Below are 14,725 nucleotides of genomic sequence, written 5' to 3'. Positions count from 1 at the left end.
AATGATAACAAAATGGAGACGGAACCATGGCCGTTGCACTCTGGAGTCTACTGCTGGCGGTGCTGATGCCGCCGATATTTGCCGCGATTGCCAAGGCGAGCGCGAGCGGCCGCTACGATAATCGAGCGCCGCGGGAGTTTCTGGAGCGGCAGACCGGATTGTCGCGCCGCGCGGACTGGGCCCAGCGCAACAGTTTCGAGGCCTTGCCCGCCTTTCTCGCCGGGGTATTGGCAGCTGCCATTGCCGGTGTCGATGAGCGCTGGCTGGCGACTCTCTCGGTCGCCTTTATTGTCGCCCGGATCCTGTACGGCATCTGCTACCTGTGGGACTGGGCCGCGGCCCGCTCACTGTGCTGGTTTACAGGTTTTTTCTGCTGTATCGGACTGCTGATCCTGGCGGCACTGGCCGCGGCCTGAGCTGCGGTTCAACCGCTGCCCGAGCGCAGGAAGGCCACAAGCTGTTGTCCGGCGGCGGCAATATGTTGTTCCAGCAGGGTGGCGGCCGTGTCGCTGTCATCCCGCTGCAGCGCGTCGAGAATCGCATAGTGTTCGCGCTGGCTGGTGTCCTGGTAGTCGAGACTGCGGGACTGGTAGCCGATATAGCGCTCGCACTGCCGGTGCAGTTGCTCCACTGTGGCAAACAGGGTCGGGCGCGCGGCGGCCCGATACAGGCAGGCGTGAAACTCCCAGTTCAGCGCGCCTATCTCGGTCGCAGCCAGTGTTTGGTCCGATTCCATGCGATCGAGGATATCCCGCGCGCGGCCCAGGGTCTCCGCATTGAGCTGCGGCGCCGCGAGGTTCTGCAGCAGCGGTTCCAGCCGCATACGCATCAGGTAAAGATCCTCCACTTCGAGCGGGTCGAAGCGTGGCACCGCGACACCGCGCTTGCCGTGCCCGGTGAGCCAGCCCTCACTTTTCAGCTGCTGCAGTGCGTCCCGCACCGGGATGCGACTGACGTCGTAGAGTTCCGCCAGTTCCGCCTGCTTCAGTACCTGGCCCGGGGCGAAACGGCCTTGCTGGAGATCTTTCTTGATGCGCTGGTAGAGGTTCACGAATTGCCCTGTCGAAAAACCCAGTAACTTGCCAGTCCGCCGATCAATCCCCAGAAAGCCGCGCCGATACCGAAGAAGCTGGCACCGGAGGCGGTGATCAGGAACGTGATCAGTGCCGCTTCGCGGCTGTCGACTTCGGCAGTTGCACTGGCGAGACTGGAACCGATGGTGCCGATCAGCGCCAGGCCGGCCAGGCTCGCGATCAGTGCCTGGGGAAATGTGCTGAATAGGGCAACGACGCTGGCGCCGCAGAGTCCCACGAGCAGGTAGAAAATTCCGGCGGCAATGCCGGCGGTGTAGCGCCGGGCGGGATCTGCGTGGGCCTCCGGGCCGGTGCAGATGGCGGCGGTTATTGCGGCGAGATTGAAGGCGAAGCCGCCGAACGGCGTCAGCAACAGCGAGGCCAGCCCGGTACCGCTGATTACCGGCGAAATAGGCACCCGCGCATAGCCGCTGGCCCGCAGCGTGGCCACGCCGGGAATGTTCTGCGAAGTCATGGTGACGATAAATAGCGGCAGGCCGACGCCGAGCAGCGTCGACAACTCAAACTCCGGCGCGACCCAGATCGGTTGGCTCGGTGACCAGTGCAGCTGCTCGAAATGGATCAGCCCTAGCAGCCAGCTGAGTGAAAAGCCGATCGCCAGCACCAGGATGATCGCGTAGCGGGGCAGCCAGCGGCGGCCGAGGAGATAGGTCAGCAGCATGGCGCCAACCAGCAGCGGATTGCTCTGCAGCGAGGTGAAGATCGACAGGCCGAACTGCACCAGAATACCGGCGAGCATGGCGCTGGCAATCGGTATGGGGATCCTACGCGTGATCCTGTCGAAGGTGCCGGACAGGCCGAGCAGCAAGGTCAGCAGCGCGCTGAATAGAAACGCACCGATGGCATTGGCCATCGGAATCCCCACCAGACTGGTCGCCAGCAGCGCGGCTCCGGGCGTGGACCAGGCGGTGACTACCGGCGCGCGGTAATACCAGGAAAAGGCGATGCAGGTCAGTCCCATACCGAGCCCCAGGGCGCCGATCCAGGACGCCATCATCGCCTCGCTGGCCCCGGCGGCGCGGGCCGCTTCGAAGACGATGGCGACGGAGCTCGCAACGCCGACCAGTACCGCGACGAAGCCGGCACTGACCGTGGACAGGCTGCTATCTGCCAACAGGGAACGCGCCACAATGTATACCCCTATAAAAATGTATACATTTTTATAGGGCGACGAGACAGAGAATGCAATGCTTTTTCCGCGGTAGTGGAAAGACGGTGGGCTTGTGAGGAGGGAGGTGCACCCGCTCTACATCAGAGCGGGCGCGGTGCGGAACGGATCAGGCGAGTCGCGCAAAGACCCTGCGCGCGGCGGCGATAGTCTGCTCGATGTCCTCGTCGCTGTGGGCCGCGGACATAAAGCCGGCTTCATAGGAGGCCGGTGCCAGGTAGACGCCTTCCTCCAGCATGCCGTGGAAAAAGCGGTTGAAGCGCTCGGTGTCGCAGGCCATCACCTGCTGGTAGTTGGACACCTGCGGTTCCTCGGTGAAGAAGAAGCCGAACATGCTGCCGGCCTTGTTGGCGGTCAGCGGAATGCCGGCTTCCCTGGCCGCGGCCAGCACGCCTTCGACGAGGCGGTCGGTCTTGGCGGTCAGCTCTTCGTAGAGACCGGGCTCCTGCACCAGGCGCAGGGTTTCAAGGCCGGCGACCATCGCCACCGGGTTGCCGGACAGGGTGCCGGCCTGGTAAATCGGGCCCAGCGGCGCGATCTTTTCCATGATCTCGCGCTTGCCGCCGAAAGCGCCGACGGGCATGCCGCCGCCGATAACCTTACCGAGTGTGGTGATATCCGCCTCGATACCGTAGTGACCCTGGGCGCCGGTCAGGCTGACGCGGAAGCCAGTCATGACTTCATCCAGGATCAGCAGGGCGCCGTGCTGGTCGCAGACTTCGCGCAGGGTTTCGAGGAAACCGGGCAGCGGCGGAATGCAGTTCATATTGCCGGCCACAGGCTCGACGATGATGCAGGCGATCTGGTCGCCGATCTCATCGAAACATTTGCGCACGCCGTCGGCGTCGTTGTAGCTCAGGGTGATGGTGTGGTCGGCGAGGGAGGCCGGTACGCCCGGTGAGGAGGGCACACCCATCGTCAGGGCGCCGGAGCCGGCCTTCACCAGCAGCGAGTCGGAATGGCCGTGATAACAGCCCTCGAATTTGACGATCTTGTCGCGGCCGGTATAACCGCGCGCCAGGCGAATGGCGCTCATGGTCGCCTCGGTACCCGAGTTCACGAAGCGCACCAGGTCCATATTCGGCCACAGGCGACAGAGTTCCTCCGCCAGCTCTGTCTCCAGTTCGGTCGGCGCGCCAAAGCTGAGACCGGACTGTGCCTGCTCGACCACGGCTTCGATCACGTCCGGATGCGCGTGGCCGAGCACCATCGGCCCCCAGGACTGCACATAGTCGATATAGCGCTTGCCGTCGGCGTCGTACAGATAGGCGCCTTCGGCGCGCTGGATAAACAGTGGCGTGCCGCCGACCGCGCGAAACGCACGCACCGGTGAATTCACGCCGCCGGGAATATATTGCTGGGCTTCGGCAAAGAGTTGCTCGGATTTACTCATAGGATTCTTTCAGGAATTGGGGAAATGGCTCGGAAACTTGGCGGGCTATTATCGCGGCCTTGGCACGGCGGCACAATGTGCGCCTGTTTCGTGGGGTAGCTTAGTGGTTTGTCTTCGGTACCGGATCAGCGTTTGCACCAGAACAAGCGGTTGGGGATCGGCCGCCCCATGCCCAACCGGCGGCTGTCGGCAATCGCGCTCCAGGTAAACTGCTGGCTACGGCTGACCGCCTCGATAATGGTCAGGCCGTGGGCGATATGGCAGGCGATCGCGGTGGCGAGCGTGCCGCAGACACCGTAAGCGGCCGGTGGCAGTCGCTCCCAGTGGAACTGGCGGATCAGGCCGCGCTCGTCATAGAGGCGGTTTTCCAGCTGCTGTTCGCGGGGTACTCCGGTCAGCAACAGGTAGCGGCAGCCGCTCTCGAGCAGTTCCTGCGCCATCGCGTCCAGCACGTCGGCCTCCAATGCCATGGCGCGCGCCTCGCGCCGGTTCGGGCAGGCCATGGTGGCGTAGGGTAGCAGCAGCGATGTCATCGCCTCCCACAGCGGCGGCGCCAGCAGGCTCTCCTTGTCCGCCAGCGTGGCGTCGGGATCGATGATCACCGGGATATTGGGGTAGTCGCGCAGCACGCTGTGCAGTGCGCGCACATTTTCCACCGAGCCCAGATAGCCCACCTTGATGGCGCCGACCGGCATGTCCTCGAGGACCGCGCGCGCCTGCTCCACCAGCAGGCTGTCGTCCACCGGCGCCACACCAAGCAGCCCCCCGGTATCGCCGACACTGATGGCAGAGACCACCGAAGCGCAGTGGCAGCCCAGGCTGACTGCGGTCTCGGTATCCGCGGCAATTCCGGCGCTGCCGCTGGGGTCGTGGTGAGTAATGGTCAGAATAATGGGTTGGCGCGTGTCCATATATCGCCTGTAGAGCTGCCGGTTGCTGTGCGCCTAATTCTAGTTGCTCGGCGCACAGCTATTGGAGTGATCCGGCGCCAAATTAAAACGGCCTCACCACTGCCAGTATCACGATGACGACCAGTGCAATTACCGGCAGTTCATTGAAAATACGGAAGTAGCGCCCGCTCTTGGTGTTGGTGCCGGCGGCAAATTTGCGCACATAGGCACCGCAGATATGGTGGTAGCCGATCAGCAATACGACGAAAAACAGTTTCGCGTGCAGCCAGCCGGCGGTCTTGTAATAGGCCCAGTTGTAACTGATCAGCCAGATACCGAGAGCGACGGTGGCAATCATCGACGGGATGGCAATACCGCGGTAAAGGCGGCGTTCCATGATGCAAAAACGGTCGCGGCTGACGGCATCGGTGGCGTCCACGTGGTAGACAAACAGGCGCGGCAGGTAGAAGAGTGCGGCAAACCAGCACACCACGGCGACCAGGTGAAAAGCTTTAACCCACAGCATCGAGTTCCCCCTCGGCAAATTAATTGGTTGTGACTATTTTCGGTAATAGTTATCGATATGTTGCGGCAGGATAATACCGGTAATCCGGTTGTCCAGCGCACCGCCGTGGCCGCGGCTGATAATCAGGGCGCCGGCGCCGCTGGATTCCAGCGCTTGCTGGGCCTCGAGCAGGGTGGCGCGCCAGTTCAGCTCGGCCATTTGGTCGCGGTCGCCGGGCAGTTTGAGCAGATCCACTGGCTCCTCTTTTTCCGTTTTCGGCTCCTTGTCGGCTTCTTTTGCCTCCGCGCGCGCTTCCTTGACGCGTTCCATAAACGTCGCCAGATCCGCGGCGCGGAGTAATTGCGGAGTCGGTTCCTGCGGCAGGTCGATCAGAATCCATTGCGGGTGGCGCTCAATCAGGCGCGTCGCTTCCTCCTCGCTGATTTTCTGTGGGGCGATGACGAAGCGTCGCTCCATCACACTGGCGACGCCGACACGGCTCAGCATCTGCTGGCGCCAGCTGGGGGTGCCACTCTTATCGAGCGCGCGCAGGGTCTCCTGGAAAATGCCCTCTGTGGCGAAGAAATAGCGGCTGACCAGACTGGCAACGACAATCATCATCATGCTGGGAAACAGGACATTGGCGTTGTAGGTGAGTTCGAGAATGGCGAGCAGGGCCGCCAGCGGTGCATTCAGCAGTGCCGCCATCATCGCGGCCATACCGACCATCGCGTAGAAGCCGGGGCTGGCGGTGTATTCGCCGAGCCAAAAATTAGTGAGGCCGCCGGCGATACCGCCGAGACAGGCGCCGAGAAACAGACTGGGGCCAATCACTCCGCCGGGGATGCCCAGGCTGGTGCCCAGTGACGTGGCGACGAGTTTCGCCACGACAATGATCATCAGCGCGGAAAGCCCTATCTCGCCAAGCATGGCCTTTTCCAGCGTATCGTAGCCCGTGCCCAAGATTTCCGGCACCCAGATGGCGATGGTGCCGGTGGTCAGTCCGACAATCAGGAAACGGGTCAGTGGTGAGCTGCGTTGATATTTTGCCAGCCGGCGATGCACGCGGATAAACAGCGCGGCCAGGGTGCCGATGACCAGAGCGCAAAGCAGCAGTACCGGTAATTCTGCCAGTGAGGTGAGCTGGATTGCGGGGACGTTAAAGGCGGGTTGGCGGCCGAACGCAATTTGAGCAGTAGTGCTGCCGGCCACCGCTGCCAGCATCACTGGCAAGAAGCCGACCACCGAATATTCCAGCATCACGACTTCCATCGCGAAAACGACCCCTGCCAAAGGGGTATTGAACGAGGCCGCAATTGCCGCGGCAACGCCGCAGCCAAGCAGGCTGCGCACCGAGTTATTCGGCAGACGCAGCTTGCGTGCGACCCAGCTGCCGCTGGCGGCACCCAGGTGGACCGCCGGCCCCTCACGTCCGACGGAATGGCCGCTGACCAGTGCGGTGGCGCCGGCGAAAAACTGCAGAAAGGCGTTTTGTATCGGCATGAAGCCCTGGTGATTGTGCAGGCGGTCGAGCACGTGGACGACACCGACATGGCGGCGGCTGGGTTTCAGTAACAGGTACATACTGCCGAGCAGCAGGGAGCCGAGCACCGGCAGGCCGAAACGCCAGTGTGGTGGCAGGGCTTCGTAGCGCTCGGGGATGGCCAGAAACAGGTGGGTCGGCCACTCACTGACCAGGCGAAAGAGCACCGTAACCGCGCCCGCGCAGATGCCGATCAGCAATCCCATGGCCAGCAGCGGCGCCAGCGCGTCCTGGGCGGACAGCATCAGGCGCAGCCTCTCCAGGCCGTGCTCCCGTTGTGGCCAGCCGGGCAGGGTCTTTTTGGTAGATTTGCCGGTACGCTGTGACACCACACATCCTTAAAGTGCAGAAGCTTGTGGTAGAGTGCTCCGCTGATTCAGGCGCTGCCGCCGTGGCCGGCGGGGAAACAGGGAGACTCGAACGAGGTGATTAAGGTAGCAATTGTCGGCGGTACCGGCTACACGGGCGTAGAATTGTTGCGCTTGCTGGTCACGCACCCGCAGGTAGAACTGACGGCGATAACTTCCCGCGCGCTTGCCGGCACGCCAGTGGCAGAGCTATTTCCGAGTCTGCGCGGTCACTGTGAGCTCGCCTTCTGTGAGCCGGATCTGGAGCAGCTGGCGGCCTGTGATCTGGTGTTTTTCGCGACGCCCCACGGTGTCGCGCAGGCGCAGGTGCCGGAGCTGATCCGCCGCGGCGTGAGGGTGATCGACCTGTCAGCGGATTTTCGCCTCACGGATATCCCCGCCTGGGAACAGTGGTACGGCCAGCAGCATGCGGCTCCGGAACTGGCGGCGCAGGCAGCCTACGGTCTGCCGGAGATCAACCGCGCGGAGATTGCCGGTGCACAGCTGGTGGCCTGCCCCGGCTGTTACCCGACGGCGGTCCAGCTCGGCTGGATACCGCTGCTGGAGGCGGGTATCGTCGACCCGCAGCAGCTGATCGCCAGCGCTGCCAGCGGCGCCAGCGGCGCCGGCCGTCAGGCCAAGACGGATCTGCTACTGGCGGAGAACAGTGACAACTTCCGCGCCTACGCCGCCGGCGGTCATCGCCACCTGCCGGAAATCGAGCAGACTCTGCGCCGGGTGCAACCTGCCGGAGCCAGTCCTGCGCGTGTCACCTTCGTCCCCCATCTGGTGCCGATGGTGCGCGGAATCCACGCGACCCTGTTTGCAAATGTGCAATCCGGCCAGTCGGCAGCGGAACTGCAGCAGCTGTTTGAGAGTCGGTATAGGGACGAACCGTTTGTCGATGTCATGCCGGCCGGTAGCCACCCGCAGACCCGCAGTGTGCGGGGCACCAATATCTGTCGCCTCTCGGTGCTGCAGCCGCAGGGGCGGGATACCGTGGTGGTGTTAGCGGTGATCGACAACCTGGCCAAGGGGTCTTCGGCGCAGGCGATGCAGAACATGAACATCATGTTCGGGCTGGATGAGGCCCTGGGGCTGGAGAGCCCGGCGCTGCTGCCTTAAAATCGGCAGGCTCACCACGACAAACGTATAACCAGATAACAACAGCGGATTTCATGACGCGCAAAGTAAAAGGCAGCAAGCAGTACCGCATGAAGGTGGTGCCCCATCGGCCGTTTTCCGGTGCCCTTTCCATCGTGGGTGCCGCCTTGCTGGTGTTGGCCACTTCCGCGGCGGCCTATTTTGCCGGTCAGCACCACCTGCGCAGCAATCTCGACCAGAAGACACTGGCTCACGAGAAGGCCCTGCAACAGCTCGATGAACTGAAAAGTGAAAACGAGGCATTGCGTCTGCGGGCCGCGACCGCCGAGCAGTCGCTGACGATCGGCGAACAGGCCAGCGAGAAGGTGCGTGCGGAATTGGTGCAGAAAGAGAGCCGTATCGCCGAGCTCAAGCAGGAAATTTCCTTCTACCGGGGCCTGATGGCGCCGGCCGACGGCAGCGATGGGGTGTCCATCGGCCGTTTCAGTATTTCGCAGACCGCCGATGTGCACCGCTATCAGTACAAACTGCTGGTACAGCAGTCGGCCACGCGACACACTGTCGTGAAGGGGAATGCAACCTTCACCATTGTGGGCCGCCAGGATGGACAGCCAAAACGCTACCCACTGAGCGACCTGTCGCCACAGGTGGATAGCGAGTCGATTCCATTGCGTTTCAAGTACTTCCAGAATATCGAAGGCGAGCTGCAGTTGCCCGAGGGTTTCGAGCCGGAAGGCGTCGAGCTGTCGCTCAAATCGAGCGGACGCAAGGGTTTCAATATAGAGCAGCGCTATGGCTGGCTGGTGCAGAAAAGCTAGCCACAGCGCTGAACGATGAGGTTTGACTGAATTATGTTTAGTAAAAAAGAGAAGGCTCCTACTATGGCTAGCACGAGTAGCAACCACACGACTCTGATTGCACGCCAGACTGAAGTGTCCGGCGACCTGCATTTTCGCGGCAACCTGGTGATCGAGGGCAAGGTGCGCGGCAACGTCAGCGCGCATAGCGATAGCGACGCCCGCCTGCAGATCGTTGACGGTGGCACGGTGGAAGGTGAAATCCGCGTGCCCCACGTTGTGATCAACGGCAATGTCCAGGGCGATGTCTACGCTGCGCGCCACCTGGAGCTGGCCACCAAGGCGATGGTGGAAGGCAACGTTCACTACAAGCTGATTGAAATGGTCAAGGGTGCCCAGGTTAACGGATCTCTGGTTTCCAACATCGACATGGATGCCACCGGTGAGCCGCGCATGATCGAGTACTCTGAGGAAGAGACGGTCATCGAAGCCGACTGATATCGGCGCCCGTTGGCGCTGCTCACGAGCCCCGGCTACCCTGTGGTGTCGGGGCTCGCTGCTTCATAATACTTGACTGTTTTTCTGGGTTTAAGCAAGATGACCGCCTCGAGGCTGCGCTCTGTATAATTTTCTTACGAGTCGCGAATGTCTCGATGCGCTGAGAGAGACCTATGTCAGAAGCTGTTTCCTTTTCTCCCGAACCGGTGGTGGTGACCGATAAGGCGGTGGCCAAGGTCAAAAGCCTGCTGGAAGATGAGGGCAATCCCGAACTGAAACTGCGCGTTTTCGTGACAGGTGGTGGGTGCTCTGGTTTCCAGTACGGTTTCACCTTCGACGAGCTGGTGGCGGAAGATGACGCAGTGGTCGAAAAGGACGGTATTCAGGTGCTTGTCGATGCGATGAGTTATCCCTACCTGGTGGGCGCCAGCGTCGACTACGAAGAGGGCCTGTCCGGCTCCCGCTTTGTCGTTCAGAACCCCAATGCCTCATCCACCTGCGGTTGCGGTTCCTCCTTCTCCATCTAGACCCTACCTGTTGGGCACACCTCCAGATCACTGTTGGCGGCTGCGGAGTCAAGATTGTCCGCAGCGGGATCAGCGGCAACACCCTGGTTCAACTATATTTTCAATATCCTGTGATGTCAGGAGGTGCGGCGGTGCTCAGGCGGGGTAAATGCCGCCCAGTACCGCCTCCTGCCGGGCACCGGTGACGCCCGGGCAGTTCCCCGGCAGTCCGAGCAGTGTCTGCCGCGCCAGCCATGCAAACCCAACGGCCTCCAGCCAGTCTGCATCTATGCCGTAACTGCCGGTATCGGCAATCGACCAGGTCGGCAGGCGTCGACGCAGGCGCGCCAGCAGATCTTTGTTCTTGGCGCCGCCACCGCACACGAGTAATTCCCCGCCGTCGGCGAACTGATGTACCGCCTCGGCAATACTGGCGGCAGTGACTTCCGTCAGCGTCGCCTGTACGTCCGGCGGCGCCAGTTCCAGGCCCGCGCAGGCCTGCTCCAGCCAGTTGGCGTTGAAGGTTTCGCGCCCGGTGCTCTTGGGCGGTTTGGCTGCGAAGTAGGGATCGGCCATCAGCCGGTTGAGCAATTCGGGATTGGCGCGGCCACTGGCGGCCCAGGCACCATCGCGGTCAAAGGACTGCCCCTTGTGCAGGCCGATCCAGTAATCCAGCAATGCATTGCCCGGGCCGGTATCGTAACCGTAGACGCTGCCGTCTGCGGCCAGTTCGGTGATGTTTGCCATGCCGCCGATATTAACCACCGCGCGATCGCAGTCGGTGGCAAAAGCGGCGCGGTGGAATGCCGGCATCAGCGGTGCGCCTTGGCCACCGAGGGCCATGTCGCGGCGGCGGAAATCGGCGACCGTGGTAATACCTGTGAGCGCGGCAATGGTATTGGGGTCGCCCAGCTGCACGGTAAAGGGCGCAGCCACCGTACCCGGCGGCCGGTGGCGTACTGTCTGTCCGTGGCTGCCGATCGCGGTGATATCCGCGGCTTCAACGCCGGCGCGCGCCAACAGTGTGTTGGTCGCCTCGGCAAATGCCTGCCCCAGCTGCCGGTCCAGTTGACCGGCGCGATCGAGCTCGGAGGGGCCCGGCGCGCAGAGAGCGAGGATAGCGTCGCGGAGTGTCGGGTGGATCGGGTGACCGAGAGCGGTCAGGATACGTGGTTTTGGCTTGTCTTCGTCGCCGAAGTCGACCAGCACCGCGTCGATGGAGTCGACGCTGGTGCCGGACATCAGGCCGATATAGAGATCGGGCATTCTAGTTAACGCTGTTGTTGTCGTTATCTTCGCTGCGTTGCGCCAGGGCGGGTTGTTCGTAGTTTTCCAGTTTTGCCAGCAGAGGCTGTGTCTGGGCCTTGAAGCGGGCCATTTCCGCGTCGGGAATGGATTTGGCTTTCGGCAGCTTGCGCACGATGGTGGCCGGATTGCGGTGGCGGCCGTTGACCAGGAATTCGTAGTGGAGATGCGGTCCGGTGGCGTAGCCGGTGGAGCCAACGGTACCGATCACCTGGCGCTGCTTGACTCGCTGACCCCGCTTTACCTTGCGCTTGGTCAGGTGCAGGTAGCGGGTTACGTAGCGCTCGCCATGCTGGATAAACACATAGTTGCCATTGGACTTGCTGTAACCGGCCTTGATCACACGGCCGTCGCCGGCAGCGTAAACCGGCGTACCGCGGGGGGCGGCGTAGTCGGTGCCATTGTGCGGGCGGCGCGTCTTGAAGATCGGGTGCAGGCGGCGCGGGTTGAAATGCGAGCTGATGCGGCCGATATCCACCGGCGTGCGGATAAATGCCTTGCGCATGCTCTTGCCGTCGGGCGTGTAGTAGTTGGCGTCACCATTGCTGTCGACATAGCGCACCGCACTGAAGGTCTTGCCCTGGTTGGTAAAGCTCACTGCCTGGATCGGGCCGTTGCCAATCTTCTCGCCGTCGAGGAATTTCTCGTCATACATCACACTGAAGCGGTCGCCCTTGCGGATATCCAGTGCAAAGTCGATATCGGAGCTGAACACTTCCGCCATTTCCATGATCAGGCTCTGGCTGAGGCCGGCGTTGCTGCCGGCGACGAACAGCGAGCTGTCGATCTCGGCCTCGCGGTAGGCGGCGTAGCTGTCCGGTTCCCGCTGGTGCAGGGCATAGGTGAACTTGTCGGCTTCGCCGCGACTGAATTCAACCAAGTTGAGGCGGTCGCGGTGCAGCTCCAGACTCTGCAGGGCGCCGTCGTCGTCAATATGGAAGGTGAGCTCCTCTCCCGGTGTCAAACGGGCTAGCTGCTTTGCTTCTTTGCCACTGGAGAGCAGCTGGTACATCTCAGCCGTGCTGATGCCGGCGCGCTGGAACAGGTCCGACAGCGTATCGCCATTCTGCACTTTAAGGCTTTGCGAGCGCAGTTTGGGCTCAATCGTTTCCGGGGGCTGCTGTGCTAACGGCGTTGCGGCGCTCGCTTCCTCAACAGTGGAGAGGTTCACCGGTAGTGACAGTCGTTTGGCCTCCACTTCCGGGGTGGAGACAAACATGGTCAGCGCCAGGGCGAAGCTTGCCGCACCGGCGGTGACAGCGTGGGTGCGCGGGAAGTGCTGGCGCAGGGCGCCCAACAGGCGCGGCGTCGGTTTGCGTTTATTTTGCATGGTCTTAACGATTGGCGCTGGTTGTCTTTGTTATCGGTGCTGCGGGCAGCGGGTGCCTAAAAAACGAGCACTGAGGCGGCTTTATAACAAATATTCCGCCGTGGTTCACGGAGTAATTGACCTGTCTGTCCATGACTGAGTTCCTTTCCACTTGTTCCCTGACGGTAGTTTGCGCCTGCGCTAGGCGCATCTACCGGCCGCAGCTTGTATTTACCGCAAAGTCCGGTAATGTTGCAGCCCATTTCGCCGCCGTCCGGCGGTCTTAATTCGAGTCATATTACGAGGGAAAACCATGGCTGGGGTCGACGCGACACTGCTTAAAGACTTGGATCGCCGCGGGCTGATTAATCAGGCGACCGGCGACGGCGAGCTGACGCAGCATTTGACGGAGAGCCGCACCCTCTATTGCGGTTTCGACCCCACTGCAGATTCCCTTCATATAGGCAGTCTAGTACCGCTGCTTACTTTGAAGAGGTTTCAGGCGGCAGGACACAAGCCTATTGCACTGGTTGGCGGCGCAACCGGCCTGATTGGCGACCCTTCCTTCAAGACGCAGGAGCGCAGCCTCAATACGCCGGAGGTGGTTTCCGGCTGGGTGGAGAAACTGAAGCGCCAGGTGTCCCAGTTCATAGATTTTGATTGTGGCGACAACAGTGCCGTCGTCGCCAACAACCTCGACTGGACTCAGGATCTGAATGTGCTCGATTTCCTGCGTGACGTAGGAAAACATTTCTCCGTCAACAATATGATCAACAAGGAATCGGTCAAGCAGCGTATCCAGCGCGAGGGTGAGGGTATCTCCTTTACCGAGTTTTCTTACATGCTGCTGCAGTCAATGGACTTCGCGGAACTGTTCAAGCGCTACAATTGTACTCTGCAGATCGGTGGCTCAGACCAGTGGGGCAATATCACTGGCGGCGTCGACCTGGCCCGCCGGCAACACCGCGGCAAGGTCTACGGCCTGACCCTGCCACTGGTCACCAAGGCGGACGGCACCAAGTTTGGCAAGACCGAGAGCGGCACTATCTGGCTGGATGCGAACCGCACCTCGCCCTACGCTTTCTACCAGTTCTGGCTGAATACCGCCGACGCGGATGTCTACAAGTTCCTACGGTACTTCACCTTCCTCAGTGTCGACGAGATCGACGAAATTGAGGCGGCGGACCGCGAGCGTGCCGGCAAGCCGGAGGCGCAGGGTATCCTGGCGCGCGAGGTGACTCGACTCATACACGGCGATGAGGGGCTTGCCGCGGCAGAGCGCATTTCCCGTGCGCTGTTCTCCGGCGACATCGCCGACCTGTCAGAGAGCGATCTCGAGCAGTTGCGCCTCGATGGCCTGCCGAGTTCAGTGCTGCCGGCCGACTTTGGCGGTCAGAGCCTGATCAATCTGCTGGTTGACGCGGGCATGGCGCCTTCCGGCAAGCCGGTAAAGGATGCACTGGGGCGCAATGCGGTGCTGGTCAATGGGCAGGCTGTAGGGATGGAATTCAATGCTGATCCCGCGGCGGTCTTCAGTGCCGATCGGGCGTTGTGTGGGCGCTTCTTTATCGTTCGCCTGGGTAAGAAGAAGTACCACCTGTTTACCCTTGAAAGCTGATTGGTTTTTGAGCGAATTTTTGCCGGAAAAATCTTTTTTACAGTTTTGTCACGAAAGTGCTTGCGGCGGGTTTCGGCAGCCCTTATAGTTCGCGCCCTCGCTGCTTGAGAAGCAGTGAGGAGGTGGCTCCAAGTGATTGATTTTCTTAAGAAAATTTCTTCAAAAAAGAGCTTGCCAAGGTCGAAGAGGTCGCTATAATGCGCGCCACTTCGAAGGGAGTCTGAAGGCTTCCAGAGGGGGTTCCTGGCAACCCTTCGAGGGATGAAAGAGCAGCTTTTAGCGGCGCTTTCCTCTTCCGAAAAAAGCTCCAAAAAAGAGCTTGTCAGGGTTGAGGAGGTCGCTATAATGCGCGCCCCTTCAAGCGGAACCGGAAGCGGTTTCGCGAGGTTGGAAAGAGGCTCTCGAGCCGCTGCGAAAACCTCGAAAAAAGCTGCAAAAAAGCACTTGCTTCAGCAGCCCGGATGTGTAGAATACGCGTCCCGCAGTTAGGGCCTAGCGCTCAACTGAGTTGTTTAAAAATTCGATCAAGCAATATGTGTGGGTGCTTACGGGGCGATGAATCGATACATCTGGCTTCGGCCAGAAAACGATTTATCGGAAGTAAGTAACTCATGTCAATGAATTACGTTTTAATTCCGAGCAAGACTT

General features: G+C 61.2%; 14 protein-coding genes. 6 read left to right on the top strand and 8 right to left on the bottom strand.

Annotation, left to right across the window (positions count from 1 at the left end; genetic code table 11):
- Positions 1-26: 26 nt before the first annotated feature.
- Positions 27-416 (top strand): MAPEG family protein, encoded by a 390-nt coding sequence (locus tag BLW36_RS14545; RefSeq protein ID WP_091390370.1) that lies wholly within the window; start codon positions 27-29, stop codon positions 414-416.
- Positions 417-424: 8 nt separating this feature from the next.
- Here BLW36_RS14545 and BLW36_RS14540 read toward each other — a convergent pair whose 3' ends face one another.
- The 6 genes from BLW36_RS14540 to BLW36_RS14515 form a co-directional block, all read right to left on the bottom strand.
- A complete protein-coding gene (locus BLW36_RS14540; RefSeq protein WP_091390368.1) occupies positions 425-1,051 on the bottom strand; it encodes a GntR family transcriptional regulator in 627 nt (208 codons plus the stop codon).
- Entirely contained in the window at positions 1,048-2,223 is a 1,176-nt protein-coding gene (locus BLW36_RS14535) for a benzoate/H(+) symporter BenE family transporter (protein WP_211567220.1), read from the bottom strand. The genes BLW36_RS14540 and BLW36_RS14535 overlap by 4 nt, the downstream gene beginning before the upstream one ends.
- Positions 2,224-2,371: 148 nt before the next feature.
- Entirely contained in the window at positions 2,372-3,655 is a 1,284-nt protein-coding gene (hemL, locus tag BLW36_RS14530; RefSeq protein WP_091390362.1) for a glutamate-1-semialdehyde 2,1-aminomutase, read from the bottom strand.
- Positions 3,656-3,780: 125 nt separating this feature from the next.
- Entirely contained in the window at positions 3,781-4,566 is a 786-nt protein-coding gene (gene thiD / locus BLW36_RS14525) for a bifunctional hydroxymethylpyrimidine kinase/phosphomethylpyrimidine kinase (protein WP_091390358.1), read from the bottom strand.
- A gap of 82 nt (positions 4,567-4,648) precedes the next feature.
- Complete coding sequence (gene hemJ / locus BLW36_RS14520; RefSeq protein ID WP_091390355.1) at positions 4,649-5,071, bottom strand: protoporphyrinogen oxidase HemJ; 423 nt, start codon at positions 5,069-5,071, stop codon at positions 4,649-4,651.
- Between the two features lie 33 nt (positions 5,072-5,104).
- Entirely contained in the window at positions 5,105-6,922 is a 1,818-nt protein-coding gene (locus tag BLW36_RS14515; RefSeq protein WP_244506276.1) for a chloride channel protein, read from the bottom strand.
- Positions 6,923-7,018: 96 nt separating this feature from the next.
- Here BLW36_RS14515 and argC point away from each other — a divergent pair, with 96 nt between their 5' ends.
- The 4 genes from argC to erpA all read left to right on the top strand — a co-directional run bounded on the left by argC (position 7,019) and on the right by erpA (position 9,866).
- The gene (argC, locus tag BLW36_RS14510) at positions 7,019-8,065 is read left to right on the top strand and encodes an N-acetyl-gamma-glutamyl-phosphate reductase (protein WP_091390352.1); all 1,047 of its coding nucleotides are present in this window, start codon (positions 7,019-7,021) and stop codon (positions 8,063-8,065) included.
- Positions 8,066-8,118: 53 nt separating this feature from the next.
- Complete coding sequence (locus BLW36_RS14505; RefSeq protein WP_091390350.1) at positions 8,119-8,862, top strand: DUF6776 family protein; 744 nt, start codon at positions 8,119-8,121, stop codon at positions 8,860-8,862.
- Between the two features lie 63 nt (positions 8,863-8,925).
- Positions 8,926-9,339: a bactofilin family protein gene (locus BLW36_RS14500; RefSeq protein ID WP_091390347.1), complete on the top strand. Its 414-nt coding sequence runs from the start codon at positions 8,926-8,928 to the stop codon at positions 9,337-9,339.
- 173 nt (positions 9,340-9,512) lie between these two features.
- A complete protein-coding gene (erpA, locus tag BLW36_RS14495) occupies positions 9,513-9,866 on the top strand; it encodes an iron-sulfur cluster insertion protein ErpA (RefSeq protein WP_091390344.1) in 354 nt (117 codons plus the stop codon).
- 135 nt (positions 9,867-10,001) lie between these two features.
- Here the strand turns inward: erpA and BLW36_RS14490 are convergent, their stop codons facing one another.
- Both BLW36_RS14490 and BLW36_RS14485 read right to left on the bottom strand, forming a co-directional pair.
- Positions 10,002-11,111 carry an anhydro-N-acetylmuramic acid kinase gene (locus BLW36_RS14490; RefSeq protein ID WP_091390341.1) on the bottom strand — a complete coding sequence of 370 codons (1,110 nt, stop codon included), beginning with the start codon at positions 11,109-11,111 and terminating at the stop codon, positions 10,002-10,004.
- Position 11,112: 1 nt separating this feature from the next.
- On the bottom strand, positions 11,113-12,480 hold the full coding sequence (locus tag BLW36_RS14485) for a peptidoglycan DD-metalloendopeptidase family protein (protein ID WP_091390337.1): 1,368 nt from the start codon (positions 12,478-12,480) through the stop codon (positions 11,113-11,115).
- Between the two features lie 292 nt (positions 12,481-12,772).
- Between BLW36_RS14485 and tyrS the strand changes: the two genes are divergently transcribed.
- The gene (gene tyrS, locus BLW36_RS14480; protein ID WP_091390333.1) at positions 12,773-14,077 is read left to right on the top strand and encodes a tyrosine--tRNA ligase; all 1,305 of its coding nucleotides are present in this window, start codon (positions 12,773-12,775) and stop codon (positions 14,075-14,077) included.
- The last annotated feature ends 648 nt before the right edge of the window (positions 14,078-14,725 follow it).

Origin of the sequence: Microbulbifer marinus, from assembly GCF_900107725.1 — a bacterium.
In the GTDB taxonomy this organism is placed as follows: Bacteria; Pseudomonadota; Gammaproteobacteria; order Pseudomonadales; family Cellvibrionaceae; genus Microbulbifer; species Microbulbifer marinus.
Note: the sequence above shows the minus strand (reverse complement) of the source record. Positions and strands in the feature narration are given on the sequence as shown.

Coding starts and splice junctions, on each gene's coding strand:
- tyrS (WP_091390333.1), top strand. CDS start 12,773: ATGGCTGGGGTCGACGCGACACTGCTTAAAGACTTGGATCGCCGCGGG.
- BLW36_RS14485 (WP_091390337.1), bottom strand. CDS start 12,480: ATGCAAAATAAACGCAAACCGACGCCGCGCCTGTTGGGCGCCCTGCGC.
- BLW36_RS14490 (WP_091390341.1), bottom strand. CDS start 11,111: ATGCCCGATCTCTATATCGGCCTGATGTCCGGCACCAGCGTCGACTCC.
- BLW36_RS14545 (WP_091390370.1), top strand. CDS start 27: ATGGCCGTTGCACTCTGGAGTCTACTGCTGGCGGTGCTGATGCCGCCG.
- hemJ (WP_091390355.1), bottom strand. CDS start 5,071: ATGCTGTGGGTTAAAGCTTTTCACCTGGTCGCCGTGGTGTGCTGGTTT.
- erpA (WP_091390344.1), top strand. CDS start 9,513: ATGTCAGAAGCTGTTTCCTTTTCTCCCGAACCGGTGGTGGTGACCGAT.
- thiD (WP_091390358.1), bottom strand. CDS start 4,566: ATGGACACGCGCCAACCCATTATTCTGACCATTACTCACCACGACCCC.
- BLW36_RS14505 (WP_091390350.1), top strand. CDS start 8,119: ATGACGCGCAAAGTAAAAGGCAGCAAGCAGTACCGCATGAAGGTGGTG.
- BLW36_RS14500 (WP_091390347.1), top strand. CDS start 8,926: ATGGCTAGCACGAGTAGCAACCACACGACTCTGATTGCACGCCAGACT.
- hemL (WP_091390362.1), bottom strand. CDS start 3,655: ATGAGTAAATCCGAGCAACTCTTTGCCGAAGCCCAGCAATATATTCCC.